The organism is Xanthomonas hortorum, from assembly GCF_040279205.1.
GTDB lineage: Bacteria > Pseudomonadota > Gammaproteobacteria > Xanthomonadales > Xanthomonadaceae > Xanthomonas > Xanthomonas hortorum_F.
In genome coordinates, this window is the sequence record NZ_JBEOLS010000021.1 from 13165 (window position 1) to 33521 (window position 20357).

At 65.2% G+C, this 20357-nt stretch carries 18 protein-coding genes; 10 read left to right on the top strand and 8 right to left on the bottom strand.

What is annotated here, in order from left to right:
• Positions 1-106 precede the first annotated feature (106 nt).
• A complete protein-coding gene (locus tag ABS769_RS10435; protein WP_317061669.1) occupies positions 107-2557 on the top strand; it encodes a S8 family serine peptidase in 2451 nt (816 codons plus the stop codon).
• Positions 2558-2702: 145 nt separating this feature from the next.
• On the opposite strand, the gene smpB is transcribed toward ABS769_RS10435, so the two are convergent.
• Entirely contained in the window at positions 2703-3206 is a 504-nt protein-coding gene (gene smpB, locus ABS769_RS10440; RefSeq protein ID WP_006449452.1) for an SsrA-binding protein SmpB, read from the bottom strand.
• A 60-nt stretch (positions 3207-3266) separates the two neighbouring features.
• Here smpB and ABS769_RS10445 point away from each other — a divergent pair, with 60 nt between their 5' ends.
• Both ABS769_RS10445 and ABS769_RS10450 read left to right on the top strand, forming a co-directional pair.
• The gene (locus tag ABS769_RS10445) at positions 3267-3698 is read left to right on the top strand and encodes a type II toxin-antitoxin system RatA family toxin (RefSeq protein ID WP_006449453.1); all 432 of its coding nucleotides are present in this window, start codon (positions 3267-3269) and stop codon (positions 3696-3698) included.
• A 3-nt stretch (positions 3699-3701) separates the two neighbouring features.
• Complete coding sequence (locus ABS769_RS10450; RefSeq protein WP_317061668.1) at positions 3702-3977, top strand: RnfH family protein; 276 nt, start codon at positions 3702-3704, stop codon at positions 3975-3977.
• Between the two features lie 276 nt (positions 3978-4253).
• Here ABS769_RS10450 and ABS769_RS10455 read toward each other — a convergent pair whose 3' ends face one another.
• Positions 4254-4649 (bottom strand): outer membrane protein assembly factor BamE, encoded by a 396-nt coding sequence (locus tag ABS769_RS10455; protein WP_006449455.1) that lies wholly within the window; start codon positions 4647-4649, stop codon positions 4254-4256.
• Between the two features lie 105 nt (positions 4650-4754).
• Here ABS769_RS10455 and fur point away from each other — a divergent pair, with 105 nt between their 5' ends.
• The gene (gene fur / locus ABS769_RS10460) at positions 4755-5165 is read left to right on the top strand and encodes a ferric iron uptake transcriptional regulator (protein ID WP_317061667.1); all 411 of its coding nucleotides are present in this window, start codon (positions 4755-4757) and stop codon (positions 5163-5165) included.
• A 114-nt stretch (positions 5166-5279) separates the two neighbouring features.
• Here fur and recN read toward each other — a convergent pair whose 3' ends face one another.
• Positions 5280-6944 carry a DNA repair protein RecN gene (recN, locus tag ABS769_RS10465; RefSeq protein ID WP_317061665.1) on the bottom strand — a complete coding sequence of 555 codons (1665 nt, stop codon included), beginning with the start codon at positions 6942-6944 and terminating at the stop codon, positions 5280-5282.
• Between the two features lie 116 nt (positions 6945-7060).
• Between recN and hrcA the strand changes: the two genes are divergently transcribed.
• The 6 genes from hrcA (at position 7061) to ABS769_RS10495 (ending at position 14457) form a co-directional block, all read left to right on the top strand.
• Positions 7061-8113, top strand: coding sequence for a heat-inducible transcriptional repressor HrcA (gene hrcA / locus ABS769_RS10470; protein WP_317061663.1), 1053 nt, complete (start codon positions 7061-7063; stop codon positions 8111-8113).
• A gap of 99 nt (positions 8114-8212) precedes the next feature.
• Positions 8213-8731: a nucleotide exchange factor GrpE gene (gene grpE / locus ABS769_RS10475; RefSeq protein WP_010366360.1), complete on the top strand. Its 519-nt coding sequence runs from the start codon at positions 8213-8215 to the stop codon at positions 8729-8731.
• A gap of 142 nt (positions 8732-8873) precedes the next feature.
• The gene (gene dnaK, locus ABS769_RS10480; RefSeq protein ID WP_205391882.1) at positions 8874-10799 is read left to right on the top strand and encodes a molecular chaperone DnaK; all 1926 of its coding nucleotides are present in this window, start codon (positions 8874-8876) and stop codon (positions 10797-10799) included.
• 160 nt (positions 10800-10959) lie between these two features.
• A complete protein-coding gene (gene dnaJ, locus ABS769_RS10485; RefSeq protein WP_317061660.1) occupies positions 10960-12090 on the top strand; it encodes a molecular chaperone DnaJ in 1131 nt (376 codons plus the stop codon).
• A 334-nt stretch (positions 12091-12424) separates the two neighbouring features.
• Positions 12425-13333 carry a pyridoxal kinase gene (pdxY, locus tag ABS769_RS10490; protein WP_317061659.1) on the top strand — a complete coding sequence of 303 codons (909 nt, stop codon included), beginning with the start codon at positions 12425-12427 and terminating at the stop codon, positions 13331-13333.
• A complete protein-coding gene (locus ABS769_RS10495; RefSeq protein ID WP_317061658.1) occupies positions 13330-14457 on the top strand; it encodes a prephenate dehydrogenase in 1128 nt (375 codons plus the stop codon). The genes pdxY and ABS769_RS10495 overlap by 4 nt, the downstream gene beginning before the upstream one ends.
• Positions 14458-14739: 282 nt before the next feature.
• On the opposite strand, the gene ABS769_RS10500 is transcribed toward ABS769_RS10495, so the two are convergent.
• The 5 genes from ABS769_RS10500 to ABS769_RS10520 form a co-directional block, all read right to left on the bottom strand.
• Positions 14740-14952 carry a hypothetical protein gene (locus ABS769_RS10500; protein ID WP_317061657.1) on the bottom strand — a complete coding sequence of 71 codons (213 nt, stop codon included), beginning with the start codon at positions 14950-14952 and terminating at the stop codon, positions 14740-14742.
• Between the two features lie 143 nt (positions 14953-15095).
• Entirely contained in the window at positions 15096-16499 is a 1404-nt protein-coding gene (locus tag ABS769_RS10505; RefSeq protein WP_317061656.1) for a TolC family protein, read from the bottom strand.
• Positions 16496-17581 carry an efflux RND transporter periplasmic adaptor subunit gene (locus ABS769_RS10510; protein WP_115036654.1) on the bottom strand — a complete coding sequence of 362 codons (1086 nt, stop codon included), beginning with the start codon at positions 17579-17581 and terminating at the stop codon, positions 16496-16498. The genes ABS769_RS10505 and ABS769_RS10510 overlap by 4 nt, the downstream gene beginning before the upstream one ends.
• Positions 17565-19253: an ABC transporter ATP-binding protein gene (locus ABS769_RS10515; RefSeq protein WP_006449467.1), complete on the bottom strand. Its 1689-nt coding sequence runs from the start codon at positions 19251-19253 to the stop codon at positions 17565-17567. Before ABS769_RS10515 ends, ABS769_RS10510 begins: the two co-directional genes overlap by 17 nt.
• 88 nt (positions 19254-19341) lie before the next feature.
• Positions 19342-20241, bottom strand: a complete 900-nt coding sequence (locus tag ABS769_RS10520) for a hydrogen peroxide-inducible genes activator (RefSeq protein WP_317061655.1) — start codon at positions 20239-20241, stop codon at positions 19342-19344.
• Positions 20242-20357 lie beyond the last annotated feature (116 nt).

Below are 20357 nucleotides of genomic sequence, written 5' to 3' on the forward strand. Positions count from 1 at the left end.
AGTGTAGGGATCGGCGCGCCCTGTCACAAGTGGTGAGATACGCAGCGCTTACAGTGGCTTCAGTCCCGTACCGAACGGAACAATCTGTAAACGAAGGAGCGAAGCGATGGCGACCAGCAAGCCCCCACGTCCACGGCCGGCGCGTGCAGCGCCCCGCAAACCAGCGGCCACTGCCGATCAACCCGCGCGCAAACGTGCAGCGCGCAGCGCGCAGCCGCAGACCACGGCGAAGAGCCGCGTGCAGGACAAGGCGCGCACGGTGATCTACATCCATGGCATCGGCAACAAGCCGCCGGCCGAGGTGTTGCGCTGCCAATGGGACAAGGCCTTGTTCGGGCGGCCGATGGGCGAGCGCACGCGCCTGGCGTACTGGGTCAATCGCGAGCGGTATCCGGTCGCCGAGCCCGGCAGTTGCGATGCGCGCGATGTCGGCCCTGCGCTCAATCAGAGTGTGCAGCGCGCCTTGAGTACGCTTGGGTTGGTGCCGGGCGAGCAGGATCTGCATCTGCTCGCCGATGCGTTGGCGCAGAGCGAGCAGGAACGCAGCGATCTGCATCGCTTGCTGGACGAGCTGGACACGGCGTCCGCCACGCCTGCCGTTGGTGACGTACAGGCGAAAGGCCCGATCGATGCGATCAACCGCGTGCTGCTGCGCTTGATTTCTGCCGCGCTGCTGCAGGACGTGCACGATTTGTTCTTCGTGCCCGAGCGTGCGGCGTTGATGCGCGAAAGCCTGGCACAGCGGTTGCGCTCTGGCGGCGGGCCGTTCGTGGTGGTCGCGCACAGCCAGGGCTCGATGATCGCCTTGGATGTGCTGCGCCAGCTGCAGGCCGCAGACTGCGAGGTCACATTGTTTCTGACCCTGGGCTCGCCGCTGGGCTTGCCGCAGGTGCGCAGCATGTTCAAACGTTGGACCGGCACGCGCAAGCTGCCGTTTCCCGAGTGCGTGCGGCGCTGGGTCAACGTCGCCGAAACGCGCGACCCGATCGCGCTGGACCCGGATCTAACCGACGACATCGCCAATGCCAGGGGGCGTTTCGAAAACCTCTCGGACGCACGCTTGAATCCGGATTGGCAGCACAACCCACACTCGGGCTCGGGCTATCTCTCGATTCCGCAGGTGCGTGCGGCGGTGCGCGAGGCGGTCGGCGTGGGCTTCGATCAGCCGGTGTCCAATGTGGTGCTGATCAAGGACCTCAGCGAGCAACTGGAAGCGCATGGCTCGGACCATCGGCACGAAGTGTTGATCGAGCTGGATCGGCGTCTACTCGGCAACGACCCGGCGGACATGCGTGCGCTGTTGTTGGCGCAGCTGCGCGAAACCGCTGCACGCAGCACTGGCTTGAGCGGCGACGCGTTGGATGAGGCGATCGAACTGGAAGACGGCTTGCAGCGTTTCGTCTCGGCGCGGCTGACGCGCTTCGAGATCGAGTCATTGCAGGATCGCTACCGTGCACTCGGGTTCCGGCGCGTGTGGCGCGATGGCGGCAAACGCGCGCTGATCAACGTCTCCGGCAACGTCCTGCATGCCGATGCTGCGCGCACGGCGTATCGCGCGCGGGGTCAGCAGATCGGCTGGGCGGTGCTGGATACCGGCATCGCGGCCAGTCATCCGCATTTTTTCGTGCCGGGCGAGCGCGACAACGTGGTGGCGCAGTGGGATTGCACGCGGCGTGGCGCGGCCAAGCGACTGACGCGCGCAGATGGCGACGCATTCGCCAGGCTCGATCGGCATGGGCACGGCACGCACATCGCCGGCATCATCGCCGGCCAATCTCGCGCAGCGATTCCGGACGTGGAGGGCAATCCGGGTAGACCACAGGAGTTCGCCGGCATGGCGCCGGATACGCAGTTATATGGATTCAAGGTGCTGGACGACGCTGGAAACGGCCGCGATTCGTGGATGATCAAGGCGGTGCAACAAGTGGCGGCGATCAACGAGCGCGCAGGCGAGTTGGTCATCCACGGGGTCAATCTGAGCCTGGGCGGTTACTTCGATCCGGAGAGTTATGGCTGCGGTTTTACGCCGTTGTGCAACGAGTTGCGCCGGCTGTGGCGACAAGGCGTGCTGGTGGTGATCGCGGCCGGCAATGAGGGCCTGGCTTGGTTGATGCGCAACGATGGCGATGCGTATCCGGCCAATATGGATCTGTCGATCAGCGATCCGGGCAATCTGGAAGACGCCATCGTGGTCGGCTCGGTGCACAAGAGCAGCCCGCATAACTACGGCGTGTCGTACTTCTCTTCGCGCGGCCCGACCGCCGATGGCCGCGGCAAGCCCGATGTGGTCGCGCCGGGCGAAAAGATCCTGTCGGCCTATTACGATTTCGACCCGAAAGATCCGGCCAGCCTGATGGTGGAGATGAGCGGCACCAGCATGGCCGCACCGCATGTCTCCGGCGTGCTGGCCGGCTTTCTCTCGGCGCGCCGCGAGTTCATCGGCTTTCCGGATCGGGTCAAGCAGCTGATGCTGGAGACCAGTACCGACCTGCAACGCGATCGCTATGTGCAGGGCAGGGGGGTGCCGAATCTGATGCGGATGCTTGGAGCGACGTGATTCGGGAGTCGGGATTGGGGATTCGCAAAAGCACGAGCTCTACGCGTCGCCTTGTTGCTCACCAGGGCTTGGAGACAGCCCAGCGCCGGCTGCGAATGGCTTTGCCGTTACCAATCCCCAATGCCGAATCCCCAATCCCGGCTACTCACGCATCCCGGTTATGCCGCCGCATCACGCGCTGCTTGTCGCGCTGCCAGTCGCGGTCCTTGGCGGCGTCGCGCTTGTCGTGATTCTGCTTGCCCTTGGCCAGTGCGATTTCCAGCTTGACCTTGTTGTTGCTCCAGTAAAGCGCAGTGGGCACCAGGGTGTAGCCGTCGCGTTCTACGCTGCTCAGCACCTTGTCGATTTCCCGACGATGCAGCAGCAGCTTGCGGTCGCGGCGTTCCACCGGCACGGTGTGGCTGGAGGCCTGGATCAGCGGTGTGATCTGCGCGCCGATCAGGAAAATCTCGCCGGAGCGCACATACGCGTAGCCGTCGATGATATTGGCGCGGCCGGCGCGAATCGCCTTGACCTCCCAGCCCTGCAGGGCCAGGCCGGCTTCGTAGCGCTCTTCCAGGTGGTATTCGTGGCGCGCACGCTTGTTCAACGCGATGGTTTTCGTGGCCGTCGCGCCGTTTGCTTTATCCTTGGCTGGTTTCTTGCTCATGCCGCTATTGTCGCCGATTCGGTGTCTTCAAACGATCTTCTGTCTTTCACAAGTTAGAGAATGCCTACCATCCGTCGCAGCGCACTGGTCGAACACAGCGCCACCCGCATGTTCGATCTGGTCAATGATGTCGCCGCCTATCCGCGCCGTTTCGGCTGGTGCGATGCTGCCCATGTGCTTGAGCAGGACCAGGCGCATATCGTGGCGCGCCTGGATCTGGGGCTGGGGTCGTTCCGCACCTGGTTCACTACCGAAAATCGGCTTGAGCGCCCGGAACGCATCGTCATGCATCTGCGCGACGGCCCGTTCAAGCGTCTGGAAGGCCTGTGGGAATTTCAGTCGCTGGGCGAAAACGCCTGCAAGGTCAGTTTGACGATGGAAGTGGAGACCAGCTCGCGGCTGCTGGGTCCGGCGCTGGCGCTGGGCTTTCAGGGGCTGGCCGATCGCATGGTCAACGATTTCGTGCGGGTCGCCGATCGCGGCGACGTGTAAGCCATGCAGGTCGAAGTGGTGCTGGCCTGGCCGGATCGCTACAGCTCGATGCAACTGGATCTGGCTGACGGCGCCACGGTAGCCGAGGCGATTGCCGCTTCTGGTCTGGCGGTGGATCAGTCAATCGCAGCACAGGCGATTCACGGGGTAATTGCGCGACCGGATCAGGTGCTGCGCGATGGCGACCGGGTCGAATTGCTCAGGCCGCTGTTGCTGGATCCGAAAGAGGCGCGTCGCCGCCGTGCCGGACCCAGCAAAAAAGCCGGTCCCAACGCCTAGTCGTTTGCCAGCGCTGCGACGCACGTGCGCGGTGCGGCACAGCGAACTCTTCCGATAACTGTCCTGAGAAGCCGAACGTAGCCGTTGGTTCGGACAAGCGTCTGTGGACACGACGCAGCCGACAAAAACGCGCAGTCGGTGTCAGGGCCCGCGCTGCAGTCCTTGATCGAACACGTCTTTCCGACCAGCCAAAACTAAAAAACGCATCCTTTTAAAGGGATGCGTTCTCTGGTCCTGCCAACACTCAGACGATCGCAAAATCGCCGAGCACCCGCATCAACGGCCGCGCTGCTTCTTCTTGTCGCGCGCCAGATTGCGGCCGAACTGCTTGGGTGCCGACTTGGCGAGCTGCTCGTCCTGGGCCGGGAAATAATCGCCCTCCCAACGGGTAACCTGCTCGTTTTCGAAGTACACGACGAAGTTCTTGACCTCGGTGTGCGCCAGACGGTCTACGCGCTGGGTGGACGTGTAGTCCCAACGCTGCGCATGGAACGGGTCGGGGATCGAGGGGGTGCCCAGCAACGCGCTGACCTGCTGCTTGCTCTGGCCGACCTGGAGTTGCTCCACGGCATTCTGTTTGATCAGATTGCCCTGGTAGATCGGCTGCTTGTAGATGATGCCGCAGCCAGCGGTGGAAAGAGCAACGGCGGCGACCAGCAGGAGATTGCGCATCGGGGATATAAGTGCTGAGGAAATCACGCCGATGATACACTCCCCCCGGTCGCCGCGACCCGTTTGAAGGCAGCTGGCGCTAAATCGCCAATGAACGGAGAACGTATGGAAACCCACGACCTGCGCAAAGTCGGGCTCAAGGTGACCCATCCGCGGATGCGGATACTGGAATTGCTCGAACAAAAGAGCAATCACCATCACCTCAGCGCAGAAGACATCTATCGCCAGCTACTCGACCACGGCGACGAAATCGGTCTGGCCACGGTGTATCGGGTGCTGACCCAGTTCGAGGCTGCCGGCCTGGTGCTGAAGCACAATTTCGAAGGCGGCCAGGCCGTCTATGAGCTGGATCGTGGTGGCCACCACGACCATATGGTCGATGTGGACACCGGCCACGTGATCGAGTTCGAAAGCGAAGAGATCGAGGCGTTGCAGCGCCAGATCGCCGCCCAGCACGGTTACGAGCTGGAAGAGCATTCGCTGGTGCTGTACGTGCGCAAGAAGCGTCTGCGCTAAACGCGGCGCGCAGCACGGCGGCAACGACAAGGCGGCTTCGGCCGCCTTGTGCGTTTGCAGACGGTAGCCGCCTCGACAACGCCGAGCGTGTCGCCCGGCACCCAGCCCAGCCGATTACGCGCTCTGCAGCAGCTTGCGTGCGGCCGCGCGAGCCTCTTTGCTCACTTCCACGCCGCCCAGCATGCGCGCCAGTTCTTCCTGACGGGCCTGCGGGCCGAGCAGTTCGACCGCGCTCTGGGTCATGCCGTCCACCGGCGCCTTGCTGACCCGGTAATGCGCGTGGCCCTTGGCGGCGACCTGCGGCAAGTGGGTGACGCACAGCACCTGGCGCTCTTCGCCCAGGGCGCGCAGCTTCTGCCCGACGATGTCGGCCACCGCGCCGCCGATGCCGGAATCCACTTCGTCGAAGACCATGGTCGGCACGCTGTCCAGCCCCAGTGCAGCCACTTCGATCGCCAGCGAAATCCGCGACAGCTCGCCGCCGGAGGCGACCTTGCGCAACGCGCGCGGTGGTTGCCCGGCGTTGGCGGCGACCAGGAATTCCACCCGCTCGGCACCGTTCGGATCCGGGCGCAAGGTGTCCTGCGGCTGCAACTGGATCAGGAACTGCCCGCCGCCCATGCCCAGTTCGCCGATCAGCGTGGTGGTGGCGGCCGACAAGGAGTCTGCCGCGGTGGTACGGCTGGCGCTGAGGGCGGCGGCGGCGTTGCGCCAGACGTCGGTTGCGCTGGCGATGTGCTTGTCCAGCTGCTGCAGGCGTTCGTCTGCGCCGCGCAGGCTTTCCACTTCCTGGCTCATGCGGTCGCGCTGCGCGGCCAGTTCGTCTGGGGTCACGCGGTGCTTGCGCGCCAGATCGTGCAGACGGCCGAGCCGGCGTTCCATCGCTTCGAACTGGGCCGGGTCGGCGTCCAGGTCGTCGCGTACGCGGTCGAGCAGTGCCAGCGCTTCATCGATCTGGATTGCAGCGCTGTCCAGCAGTGCGTCCACCTCCGCAAGGCGCGGCTCGTGTTCGGCGACGCGGGCCAGGTCGTGGCGGCTGCCCTGCAGCAGGCCCAGCGCCGATGCGCCATCGTCGCCGTTGAGCTGCTGGACGACGCTTTCACAGGCGCCGATCAGCGCGGTGGCATGCGCCTGACGACGATGATTGACGTCCAGCGCGGCAATTGCGGCCGGGTCCAGGTCTTCGCGTTCGAGTTCGCCCAACTGGTGTTCGAGGAAGCCGATACGGTCGGAGACATCGCCCTGCGCCGAGAGCGCATCGCGCTCGTCCAGCAGCGCCTGCCACTGCCGGCTGGCCTGGCGCACCTGTTCGCGCTGCGCGCTGTTGCGCGCATAGGCGTCGAGCAGGGTGAGCTGGCTGTGGCGGGCCATCAAGGCCTGGTGCTCGTGCTGGCCGTGGATTTCCACCAGGCGTGACGCCAGCTCGGACAGCTGCGAAGAGGTGACCGGGCGGCCGTTGATCCAGGCGCGCGAGCCGCCATCGGCGCGGATGATGCGGCGCAGCTGGCATTGCGCGTCGTCGTCCAGTTCGTTGTCGGCCAGCCAGGTCAGGCCGGGGTGTTCGCTGGGCAGCTGGAATTCGGCCGAGAGCTCGGCGCGGTCGGCGCCGTGGCGGACCACGCCGCTATCGGCACGCAGGCCAGACAGAAAGCCCAGCGCGTCCACCATCAGCGACTTGCCGGCGCCGGTTTCGCCAGAGACCACGGTCATGCCCGGCCCGAATTCCAGTTCGGTGGCGCGGACGACGGCGAAATCCTTGATGGAGAGGTGTCTGAGCATGGGATCGAGTGTGAACGCTTTGGGCAAGCTTAGGGTGGGAGGGGCGGCGAGGGAATGAGACCCTTGCCAATCACGGGGCCAGAGATTATCTATGCCCAGTCTCACCGGATGATCCCATGCGTGCGTCACAGTCCCCAACGCTCGACCCCCGCGCACGCCAGTTGCTACGGACGCTGATTGCCCGTTACATCCGCGACGGCGAGCCGGTGGGCTCCAAGACGCTGGCCCAGCATGCGGGGCTGGATGTCAGCCCGGCCACCATCCGCAATATTCTGGCCGACCTGGAAGATGTGGGGCTGCTCAGCTCTCCGCACACCTCGGCCGGGCGTATTCCTACCGCACACGGCTACCGCGTGTTCGTCGATAGCCTGGTGCAGATGCAGCCGCCGGGCGAGGAAGAAGTGCGCCGCCTGCGCGCCGAGCTTGCCAGCGGCAACGGGACTCAATCGTTGCTGGGCAGTGCCTCGCAGATGCTGTCGGCGATGAGCCACTTCGTCGGCGTGGTCAGCGCGCCGCGGCGCGAGCAGTTCGCCTTCCGGCATATCGATTTCGTGGCGCTGGATGCGCGGCGGGTGCTGGCGATTCTGGTGTTTGCCGATAACGAGGTGCAGAACCGGGTGATCGAGCCGCGCCGCGCCTACGAGCCGGCCGAGCTGGAGCGGGTGGCCAATTACCTCAATGCGCAGTTTGCCGGGCGCGCGCTATCGGATATTCGCGCCTCGCTGCTGCGCGAGCTGCGCGTGGCCAAGAACGAGATGGAGCAGCTGCTGGCGCACAGCGTGGATCTGGCCAGCGAGGCGCTGGTGCCGGCCGAGGCCGACGACATGGTGATGGCCGGGCAGACCCGCCTGATGGGCGTGCAGGACCTGTCCGACCTGGACCGGCTGCGCGAGCTGTTCGAGGCCTTCGCCAGCAAGCGCGAGATCCTGCAACTGCTCGAGCGCACCATCCAGGCGCCTGGCGTGCGCATCTTCATCGGCGAGGAGACCGGCATGGTGTCGCTGGAAGACGTCTCGTTAGTCACCGCGCCGTATGCCGCCAATGGCCAGGTGCTGGGCGTGCTGGGGGTGATCGGGCCCAAACGCATGGCCTACGACCGCCTGATTCCGCTGGTGCAGACCGCCGCCCAGGTGCTGGGCGCGGCCATGGAACCGCCCGGCACGCGATAAGCGGCAGCGATCGATACGATCGTTTTGCTTGAAACGCGCGCGCGCGCCCTCATACGGGGTGACGTTGGGGCGGGCGTTCCGCTTGCCCGGGAACTGCACATGAACCAAGACCACCCCGAATTCGACTCCGAAGACCTGTCCCAGAACCCACCCGAGACCGATCCGCTCAAGGCCGAGATCGAGTCGCTGCGCAGCGAGATCGCGCTGGTCAAGGCCGATGCCCTGCGCGAGCGGGCCGATCTGGAAAACCAGCGCAAGCGCATCGCCCGCGATGTCGAGAACGCGCGCAAGTTCGCCAACGAGAAGCTGCTGGGCGAGCTGCTGCCGGTGTTCGACAGCCTGGACGCCGGCCTGACTGCGGCCGGCACCGAGCCCAGCCCGCTGCGCGATGGCCTGGACATGACCTACAAGCAGTTGCTCAAGGTCGCGGCCGACAACGGCCTGACCCTGCTCGACCCGGTCGGCCAGCCGTTCAACCCGGACCAGCACCAGGCCATCAGCCAGGGCGAGGCCGAGGGAATCGCCCCGGGCCACGTGGTGCAGGTGTTCCAGAAAGGCTATCTGCTCAACGAGCGTCTGCTGCGCCCGGCCTTGGTGGTCGTAGCCAAGCACGACTGATTGCCGGCGCCCGGCTGAACTGCCGGGCGCGCGGTTAGAACACAGATGCGCACGGATGGCTTGAACACCTGCGCGCCACCCCCACATCTCAGCCAGACCCGGCGTCGCCGGACACAGCTACAGAATCATCAGGAGCGTATCCATGGGCAAGATCATTGGTATTGACCTCGGCACCACGAACTCGTGCGTGTCGATCATGGACGGCGGCAAGGCCCGCGTCATCGAAAATTCCGAGGGCGATCGCACCACGCCCTCGATCGTCGCCTACACCAAGGACGGCGAAGTGCTGGTCGGCGCCTCGGCCAAGCGCCAGGCGGTGACCAACCCGAAGAACACGTTCTACGCGGTGAAGCGCCTGATCGGCCGCAAGTTCACCGACGCCGAAGTGCAGAAGGACATCTCGCACGTGCCGTACGGCATCCTGGCGCACGACAATGGCGACGCCTGGGTGCAGACCAGCGATGCCAAGCGCATGGCGCCGCAGGAAATCTCCGCGCGCGTGCTGGAAAAGATGAAGAAGACCGCCGAAGACTTCCTCGGCGAGAAGGTCACCGAGGCGGTGATCACGGTGCCGGCGTACTTCAACGACAGCCAGCGTCAGGCCACCAAGGACGCCGGCCGCATCGCCGGTCTGGACGTCAAGCGCATCATCAACGAGCCGACCGCTGCAGCCCTGGCCTATGGCCTGGACAAGAACGGCGGCGACCGCAAGATCGCCGTGTACGACCTGGGCGGCGGCACCTTCGACGTGTCGATCATCGAAATCGCCGAAGTCGATGGTGAGAAGCAGTTCGAAGTGCTGGCCACCAACGGCGACACCTTCCTCGGCGGCGAAGACTTCGACAACCGCGTCATCGAGTACCTGGTCGACGAATTCAACAAGGATCAGGGCATCGATCTGCGCAAGGATCCGTTGGCGCTGCAGCGCCTGAAGGACGCCGCAGAGCGCGCCAAGATCGAGTTGTCGACCAGCCAGCAGACCGAAGTGAACCTGCCGTACGTCACCGCCGATGCCTCGGGCCCGAAGCACCTCAACATCAAGTTGACCCGTGCCAAGCTCGAAGCGCTGGTGGAAGACCTGGTCAAGAAGTCGATCGAGCCGTGCCGCACGGCGTTGAACGACGCCGGCCTGCGCGCCAGCGACATCAACGAAGTGATCCTGGTCGGCGGTCAGACCCGCATGCCGAAGGTGCAGCAGGCGGTTGCCGATTTCTTCGGCAAGGAACCGCGTAAGGACGTCAACCCGGACGAAGCCGTGGCCGTGGGCGCTGCGATCCAGGGCGGCGTGCTGGCCGGCGACGTCAAGGACGTGCTGCTGCTGGACGTGACCCCGCTGTCGCTGGGCATCGAGACCATGGGCGGCGTGTTCACCAAGATCATCGAAAAGAACACCACCATCCCGACCAAGGCCTCGCAGACTTTCTCCACCGCCGAAGACAACCAATCGGCCGTGACCGTGCACGTGTTGCAGGGTGAGCGCGAGCAGGCCCGCTTCAACAAGTCGCTGGCCAAGTTCGACCTGTCCGGCATCGAGCCGGCGCCGCGCGGCATGCCGCAGGTGGAGGTGTCCTTCGACATCGACGCCAACGGCATCCTGCACGTGTCGGCTAAGGACAAGAAGACCAACAAGGAACAGAAGGTCGAGATCAAGGCCGGTTCGGGCCTGTCGGACGAAGAGATCCAGCGCATGGTCGCCGACGCGGAAGCCAACCGCGAAGAAGACAAGAAGTTCCAGGAGCTGGTGCAGACCCGCAACCAAGCAGATGGCCTGATCCACGCCACCCGCACCGCGATCACCGAGCATGGCAGCAAGGTCGGCGGCGATGTGATCGGCAAGGTGGAAGCGGCGCTGTCGGATCTGGAAAAGGCCATGAAGGGCGACGACAAGGCGCAGATCGAAGCGCGCAGCAAGACCCTGGAAGAAGCCGGCCAGTCGCTGTACGCGGCAGCCGCCGCGGCAGAGCAGGGCGGCAACGCCGATGCAGCCAGCGGCAACGCGCAGGCGTCTAAGGCGGCCGATGACGTGGTGGACGCCGAGTTCACCGAGGTCAAGGACGACAAGAAGTAAGCCGTGATTTGGGAGTCGGGAGTGGGGAGTCGCACGCCGCCGTGCGTGTGAGTCCCCACCCCGATATCCTCTACGCGTCGCGTCGCCAAGGCGGACCAGCACACGCTGTCCGCTTTCGCGTTTCAACGAATCTCAAATCACGAATCCCCAATACTGGCTTATGAGCAAACGCGATTACTACGAAGTGCTGGGCGTGGCCCGTGGCGCCAGCGACGAGGAGCTGAAGAAGGCGTATCGGCGCTGTGCGATGAAGCACCATCCGGACCGCAATCCGGGCGACGCTGCTGCCGAGGCGATGTTCAAGGAGTGCAAGGAAGCCTATGAAGTGTTGTCGGACGGCAACAAGCGCCGCGCCTACGATGCGCATGGCCACGCTGCGTTCGAGCACGGCATGGGCGGTGGTGGCGGTGGGCCGGGTGGCCCGGACATGGGAGATATCTTTGGCGATATCTTCGGCAATATTTTCGGCGGTGGCGCCGCCGGTCCGCGCGCTGCGCGACGTGGCGCCGACGTCGGTTACGTGCTGGAACTGGATCTGGAAGAAGCCGTCGCCGGGATCGAGCGACGCATCGAGATTCCGACCCTGATCGAATGCGATCCCTGCCACGGCAGCGGGTCGGAAGACGGCAAGGTGGAGGTGTGCGGTACCTGTCACGGACGTGGCCAGGTGCGCATCCAGCGCGGCATCTTTGCGATGCAGCAGAGCTGCCCGCATTGCGATGGGCGCGGCACGCTGATCCAGAATCCGTGCAAGGTCTGCCACGGCGCTGGCCGTGTGGAAGAAGACAAGGTGCTGTCGATTAAGGTGCCTGCCGGTATGGATACCGGCGACCGCATCCGTCTGGCAGGCGAGGGCGAAGCCGGCCCCGCCGGTACACCCCCCGGCGATCTGTATGTGGAAGTGCGCGTACGCGAGCATGCGATCTTCCAGCGCGATGGCGACGACCTGCATTGCGAAGTGCCGATCCGCATTTCGCAGGCCGCGCTCGGTGACACCGTGCGTGTGGCAACGCTGGGGGGCGAGGCAGAAATCCGCATTCCGGCCGAGACCCAGACCGGCAAGCTGTTCCGTTTGCGCGGCAAGGGCGTGCGTTCGGTGCGTAGTCGCACCGAAGGCGATCTGTACTGCCGCGTGGTGGTCGAAACGCCGGTCAATCTGACCGCCGATCAGCGCGAGTTGCTGCAGCAGTTCGAGTCCACCTTCACCGGTGAGGATGCACGCAAGCATTCGCCCAAGTCGGCCACGTTCATCGATGGCGTCAAGGGCTTCTGGGATCGGATGACGTCCTGAGGCCGGGAGTCGGGAATCGGGATTGGGGAATCGTAAGGGCGGCTTGGCCGCGCCTGCCGGGATGGTGCGCCATCGTGGCGATTCGGGACTCGCGGGAGCGGACGCCCGCTTCCGAATGCCCGGAGACTTGCACGGCTGAGCGAGGTTCTCCCTATGAATGCCGGCCCTAGGGGCCGGCATTTACGTTTGTGCGGCGGGAGCCCACAGAGGTAAGGGCGATAGCGACTGCTGCCAGCGCACAGACCGATCTGGCGGCGGTGCGCGCAGTGGCGAGCGGACGACGGTCGCATCGATCGACGCTGGGCGCGCGGTGGCGCTGGCGTAAAATGCGGCGATGAACAATGCCCCCGACAGTCACCTCGTCCACGGTCGCCGCCAGCGCCCGGATGGTCCTTCGCCGATCGATGTGATCTCGGTGCAATCGCAACTGGTCTATGGGCATGCCGGCAACAGCGCGGCGGTACCGCCGTTGCGTGCGCTCGGGCTGCGGGTGGCGGAAGTGCCCACCACGCTGCTGAGCAATGCGCCTTTCTATGCCACCTTGCGCGGGCGCATTCTGCCGGCCGATTGGCTGGCCGATCTGTTGCTGGGTGCTAGCGAACGTGGACTGCCGCAACGCGCGCGCATTCTGGTATCGGGCTATTTCGGCAGTCTGGCCAATGGCGAAGTCTTTGCCGACTGGCTGGAGCAGACCTTGCCGCAGGCGCCGCAGCTGCGTTATTGCCTGGATCCGGTCATCGGCGACACGCACACCGGCCCGTATGTCGAACCCGGATTGGAACGCGTGTTCGCCGAGCGGCTGTTGCCGCATGCCTGGCTGGTGACGCCGAATGCCTTCGAGCTGGGGCGGTTGACCGGCTTGCCGAGTCTGGAACAGGACGATGCCATCGCTGCCGCGCGTGCATTGCTGGCCCGCGGCCCGCAATGGGTGCTTGCGCACAGCGTGGCCGGCGCGGCCGGCGAGCTGGTGACGTTGGCGGTCAGCAACGAGGCGGTGTATCGCTGGGCCACGCCGCATTTGCCGGTGGATGTGGCCGGCACCGGCGATGTATTGATGGCGTTGCTGATCGGTTTCCTGCTGCGCGATGTGGCGTTCGAGCAGGCGGTGGGGCATGCGCTCAGCGGTGTGCATAGCGCATTGGAAGCGACATTGTCTGCAGGTTTCGAAGAGTTCGATGTGTTGGCCGCCGCTCCGGCCGCGCTGGCGGGTGCACCGCGCTTTGCCGTCGAGCGCTTGGCATGATCGCGCAGCCGGTGATCGGCATCGTCGGTATTGCCGGCGCTTACGGTCGATGGCTGGCGCAGTTTCTGCGCGTGCGCATGGGGCTGGAGGTGATCGGCTTCGATCCGGCCGAGGTCGGCGGCATGGACGAGGCGAGCCTGGCGCAGCGTGCGGATGTGCTGATTTTTTCTGCGCCGATTCGCCACACCGCCGCATTGATCGAGCGCTATGTCGAACTTGCCGGGCCGCGCGCGGCGTCGCAGTTGTGGATGGATGTCACCTCGATCAAGCAGGCACCGGTTGCCGCGATGCTGGCATCGCAGGCCGAGGTGGTGGGGCTGCATCCGATGACCGCACCGCCCAAGTCGCCGACCTTGAAGGGGCGGGTGATGGTGGTTTGCGAGGCGCGTCTGCAGCATTGGTCGGCGTGGGTGCAGACGCTCTACAGCGCGCTGCAGGCCGAGTGCGTGTACGCCACGCCCGAGCACCACGACCGCGTGATGGCCTTGGTGCAGGCAATGGTGCACGCCACCCATCTGGCGCAGGCCGGCACCTTGCGCGATTACGCGCCGCTGTTGGGCGAGCTGCGCGCGCTGATGCCGTATCGCTCGGCCTCGTTCGAGCTGGATACTGCAGTGATCGCGCGCATTCTCTCGCTCAATCCGTCGATCTACGAAGACATCCAGTTCGGTAATCCGTACGTGGGCGAGATGCTCGATCGCCTGCTGCTGCAACTACAGGAATTGCGCGCCCTGGTCGCGCAAGGCGACGACGCGGCGCGTGCGCAATTCCGCAGTCGATTTCTGGACGACAACGCACAGGCACTGCAACGCGAGTCACTTGCGGCGGGCAACTACACCTACGAGCGTGTTGGCTACCTGTTGGCCGATCTCACCGAACCGCTGACGCTGAGCGTGTATCTGCCGGAGGATCAACCCGGCTCGCTGCGCGCGCTGCTGCATGTGTTCGAGCAGCATGGGGTGAATCTGTCGTCGATCCATTCCTCGCGCACGCCGGTGGGCGAGCTGCATTTCCGGATTGGGTTCGAGCCGAACAGCGATCGCGCAGCGTTGGCGCAAGCTGCCAGCGAGATCGACCGCAGCGGGATCGGGCGGGTGCTGGAGCGCTCCGATCGCGCTGGGTAACGGTAGGGCAGGCGTGCGGTTGGTCGACGTCGATGTTGGTATCGGGCTGCCGGGATGTGAGCAGCAACCATGGGTGGTTTGACTGCAGCCGTAGGCGAGGAGTCGACGTCGCAGTGATTGTCGCTTGGCTGATGGTCGCTTGGCGTAATGCCGCGCACTCACAACATACATTTCATCCACACAGGGTGTGGATGAAATCTGCACAAGCATGTGGATAACTGCGCGCAGCCATTGCGCTGCAACGGCTGCGGCTTGGGTGGTCAAAAAATGACCAGTGCCATCTCAGGACGTCGAAAGCCGCAACTCGCCACCCTGGGTGACGAAGCGCTGGCCGTGCCGTTGCAGGTGGCGGCCATCGGGAAGTTCGTAACGTGGCGCAGCGTGCGCGTTTGTGCGGGATTGCTGCGCGTTGGGGGATGCGAGCTCGTCGCGGAATTCGATGATTACGTAAGACTCGCCATCTGCACCGACTGCGGGAAATTGCCGAAAAGACATACGCACCTCCGAAAGATTCCAAGGTCGCAGTGCGAACCGCCAGGGACCGCACGACCGGCGCCGGGCCGGTGGATGCGAGCATGCGCAGGCACGTGTTACCCGGGCGTCATTGCGCGATGCGGAAAAGTTCGAACGACGCCTGCTCAACGACTCAGCTGCAACGCATCCCGATCAGCCGTGGCCGCTGCCAGCTCAGCGCGGGCCGAGGCAATCCGTGCCTGTGCATCGATCAAACGCACACGGGCATCGTTGGCGGTTTCTTCGCGCTGATTGACCAGGAAGAAGTCGCCCGACCCAAGCTCGAAGCGGCGCCGCTCCGCCGCGGCGAGACGGTCGGCCAGGCTGCGTTCTTCGTCGGCGATCTTGGCCAGGCGCTCGGCGGCGTTGAGCGAGATGACCACCGACTCGACTTCCACCGAGATCTGGTCGCGCAGGTAACGGCTGCGTTGATCCAGCGCTTCGATCTCGGCGCGTGCTTCGGCAACGCGGCCCTTGGCGGCACGGTTTTCCAGCGGCACGCTGAAACGGAAGCCGATGATGGCATCGGTGGGCGAGCGGTTCGGGCCGCCCACACCGGGTTCGCCCAGATCCTTGCTGACTTCCAGGCTCACATCCAGGCGGGGTTTGAGATCGTTCTGCGCCAGCATCAACCGCGCGGTGGCCTGGTCGATGCGGGTCAGCACCGCGCGGTAATCGGGACGCTCCACCGGTGCGGTGATCTTGCTGGCGCCGGCCAGGCCTTCCAGTGCGGACGTATCGGCCGGCAGGCGTTCGCTGGAGACGATCATCGGCATGCCGGTATCGTCGCGCAGATACAGCGACAAGGCATTGGCCGCGTTTGCGAAGTCCTGCTCCGAGCGCACCACCAGCGCACGTCGGCGTACCAGGTTCTGGTCGTTTTCGGTCAGCAGGATGGTCGGCCGCGCGCCCAGCGTCACCTGCCGCGAAATCGCGTTGCGGCGTTGCTCGGCCAGTTGCAGCAGGTCGTTGTACGCGCGCAGTTTCAGACCGGCCGCGACCCAGCTCTGGTAAGCATCCACCGCGCGTCGCTGCACGCCAATGGCCACCATTTCGGCTTCGTACTGGGCGACATTGATGTCGGCGCTGGCGACGCTGCGCTTGGTGCGGCGCTCGTCGACCACGCGGTCGCGCAACAGCGCATACAGCGCGCCCACTTTCACTTCGCCGCCGCGGTCGGTGTAGGACTTGTCTTCGTAGACTGGGAACGAACCACGCGAGGAGCGGTAACCGCCGTAGTAATAGCCGCCGTTGTTATCGAACGGCCGCTTGACCGTGCTTTCGACCGCGCTGCCGTCGTAGTAGCCGGCCTCGCGCGAACGGCCGTCGATGTCGAACACGGTGTCAAATGCGCCATCGGCCGAGATGCCCTTGCCTTCGGCCTGACGGACCTTGGCCAGCGATTCGACAATCTGCGGCGCGGAGCGGGCCGAGGACTGCAGTACTTCGTCCAGGGTCAGCGCAGTGGTTTGGGCCGCCGCCGCGCCCGGCGCGAGCGCGATCAGCAAAAAGACAAGACGGCGGATCATTTTTTGCCGGTCTCGTCGTCTTCGGCCTTGGACGCTGCCGGTTTGGCTTTGCCCTCATCCTGCGTCGCCGCTGCCGGGCGCCGGCCGAATTCCAGCGGGAAGTTGTTGAGCTGGCGCCACAGTTCGTAGCCGACCTTCACCGTTTCGCCCTGCACCCAGCCGCGCACCTTGCCGCCCTGGCGGGCGAACTCGCGCGCCGGCCAGGCCGGCTTGCCCGGCTGCGGTTCGACCAGGATGCGGAACAAGCCATCGGGCGCGGCGTTGGGGTCGATCGCGCGCACGCGGCCGTCGAACATGCCATGCGCCACCGACGGCCAGCCGCTGAACTGGATCGCCGGCCAGCCTTCGAACTCCAGCCGCACCGGGCGACCGGGGCGGATCAACGGCACGTCGCGGCCGTCGATGTACAGCTCGACCGCGCGCTCCACCCGCTCCGGCGCGATCACCGCCAGCACCGTGCCGGGCGAGACCATCGCGCTGCCGCTGGCGGCGTTGAGCTGCTGCACGCGGCCGTCGCGCGGTGCGCGCACCAATTGCGCGGACTGACGATTCAACTGGATATCGATGCGGGTCAGCTTGGCGCGCGATTCGGCCAGCTTGGCGTCGGCCTCGGCGACCTTGATCTGGGTCAGCTCAAAGTCGCGGCGGCCGGCCAGCCCTTCGGCGAGCAATTGCCTGCTACGTGCCACGTCGATGCTGGCAACCGCGCGCGATTGCTGGATCGCGGCGATTTCGGCCTGCACCTGCGCACGTTCGCTGGCCAGGCGAGTGAGCAGGTCCGGATCCAGATCGCCGACGCGCGCGATCGGATCGCCGCGCGAGACATGCTGGCCGTCGTGCACATACCAACGCTCGACCCGGCCGGGCACGAAGGCGGTGACCTGTTGCTGGCGGTCGCCCGGATCCAGCGCCACCACCTGACCCTTGCCGCTGGCGGTCTGCACCCACGGCGCCAGCGCCAGGATCGCGCTGGCAATGGCAATGCCGATCAGCAGCATCCACGCCAGCGCCTTGGCGATGCTGGGTGGGCGCATCGCCGCCAGGGTGGGGAAGTGCGTGTTGCGATCAGGAGCGTGCTGCATCGTTCGCCTCCTGCGTCGATGCGATCAATTCGGCGCGCGTGGCAAAGCGCTGCTGCCGCTCGGGTTGCAGGTGGAACCAGCCATCCAGGGTGATGTCTTCCGGCCGGCCGGTGCACAGCAGCACCGTGGTGCCGGCCTCTTTCAGGCGACGCAAGACATCGGTCAGCCGATCGGCGGGAATCAGATCGTACAACTGTGCCAGCATCAGCACGCGCGGGCGCACGAGCAGCGCATTGGCCAGCTTCAACGCCATCACTTCGCCGATCCACAACGGGTAGCCCGATGCGGCCAGGCGCGTATCCAGACCGTGCGGAAGTGCGGCGATGCGGCTGCGTAACCCCACCGCATCGATCGCTTCCAGCATCGCTTCCGAAGTCACATCGGCAGACGCCAGCGCCAGATACTCGCGAATGGTGACCTCGACAATGGTCGGCCGGTCGAGCACCGTCACTTCCGAGCGCAGCAGATACATGTCGAAGGTGGCCATGTCTGCGCCGCCCACCATCACCAGCCCGCGATCGGGCACCACGTGGCGCTTGAGGATCATCGCCAGCAGCCGCTCCGCACCGCCATCGGCGATCGTCACCAGCTGCTCGCCAGCAGCCAGCGAAAAATCGAAACGGGCGCCGTCGATCACCACGCCATCCAGGCGCACCGCGCTGTTGCCGGGCGTTTTGCCACGCGCAACCACGGCGCGTTCCTGCGGGATCGCAAACAGCAGCGACAGCTCTTCCGAGCTCGCTACCAGGTCGTAAAACGCGTCCAGATAACCACCGAGTTGCGAGATGCCGTAGAAGACCGCGCTGAGGATTAGTTCGGCGGCGACCAACTGGCCGATCGACAGCTCGCCGCGCAGGATCAGGTTGCCGCCCAGCGCCAGCAACGCTGCGCTGGCTACCGCGTAGACCAGCAAAAACGCCACCGTCTGGGTGAAGCTGTAGCGGAAATGGCGCCGGTGCCGGTCGACATACGCTGCAGTGACGGCTTCGGAGCGGTCCATCGCGAAATTGAGATGGCGGCTGGATTTATAGAAACCGTTCGAGCCGCCGACGCTTTCCAGCCAGCGTGCGGCCTCGTGCTTGGCATGGCTCAGATCGACCGCAGTGCGGATCGAACCGCGCGACCAGATCATCCAGATGCCGAAGATGACCAGCAGCAACAATGCGTTGAAGCCAAGGAAAAACGGATGGTAGAAACTGGTGAGTATCAGCCCGACCGCCGATTGCAGCACGATGGTGAAGGCGCCGATCGCCAGGCTCGGCACGGCTTTCTGCACCACCACCAGATCGAAGTAACGATTGAACATGTCGCCGCGGTTCTGATCGGCGAAGAACGGATTCTGCGCATGCACCGCGCGCACCGTGATTTCCGACACCACGCGTGCGAACAGGCGGCGCTCGAACAGCGCCATGACCCACACCCGCATCGCGCTCAGGCCTGCCACCAGCAGCAACAGCCCCAGCAGCAGGCTCGACAGCGTCCACAGCGGCGCGGGCAGCGCGGTGTTGGCCACGCTGTTGATCAGCAATTGCACCGAGATCGGCGTGGCCAGCGACAGCAGGCTGATCGCCACGCCGTACACCATGGCCAGACGCACATACGGCATGTCCGGCCCGACGATCTCCGCCAGCCAGGCTCCCGCTTCCCGCCATCCGATCTGCTTGCCCGCCATTCGATTTCCGTTGATGAGTTCAATGAAGCATTGACGAGTTGCAGGTAACGAACAAGGCCGCAGCGCTTATTCGACGCATAGGATTTTCCTATGCGGCCACCGCACGCAGCAGATCGGCGATCAATCCGAAGGCCGGCGCGCGTCCTGCGCCTTGCCGCCACAACAGCCCGATCTCCCTATAGTAGCGTCCGCCTTTGATCGGCCGAACGACGACGTCGTCGCCCTCGCGGATTTCCTGACGCACATACAGGTCTGGCAATAGTGCAAGACCCATGCCCATCCCGGCCATCTGGCGGATCGCATCCAGGCTGGTGCCTTCGTAATCGCGCAGGACAGTGGCGCCGACGTCCATGGCGATCGCGGCAATCTGTTCGGCCAGGCGGTACTCCGGCATCAGGGTCAGCAGGTTGGCGCCGCGCAGATCGGCCGGTGTGATGAAGGTCTTGGCACGCAACGGGTGATCTGTGGCCATGGTCACGTGCAGCGGTTCGCGGAACAGCCGCTCGCTATGCAGGCCGCGCCCGGCGACCGGCAATTGCGCAAGGATCACGTCATGCAGACCGCTGGCCAGGCCTGCGGCCAGCACTGTCGGCAAGCCTTCGCGCACATGCACGCGCAGCGCCGGGTGCTCGCGGTGCAGGCGCGCGACCAGGCTCGGCATCAGGTACGCGCCGAGCGTGGGCGACACGCCGAGCCGGATGGTGCCGATCAGCGTGTCGGCCGAGGTGGCGCGCACTTCTTCCAGGTCGGTGATGTCGAGCAGGATGCTGCGCGCGCGGTCGAGCAGATCGCGTCCCAGCGGCGTCAGGATCGCCGGCACGCCGCGTTCGAACAGCGCTGCACCGATGATGGTTTCGAAGGCGCGAATCTGCTGCGACAGCGAGGGTTGCGACACGCCCATCTGCTCGGCGGCGCGGGTGAAGCTTCCGGTGTCGGCGAGCGCGACGAAATAACTGAGCTGGCGAATGGTGGTTCTAGGGCGGGGCATGCGTCACTTCGTTACCGTCACAGCGTTACTTCGGGAGTGCTCGGAGCGCATCACCGGCAATGCGCCGGTGAGCGAAACGTACCGCCATGTCACTCAGGCAACAGCGCATCCAGGCG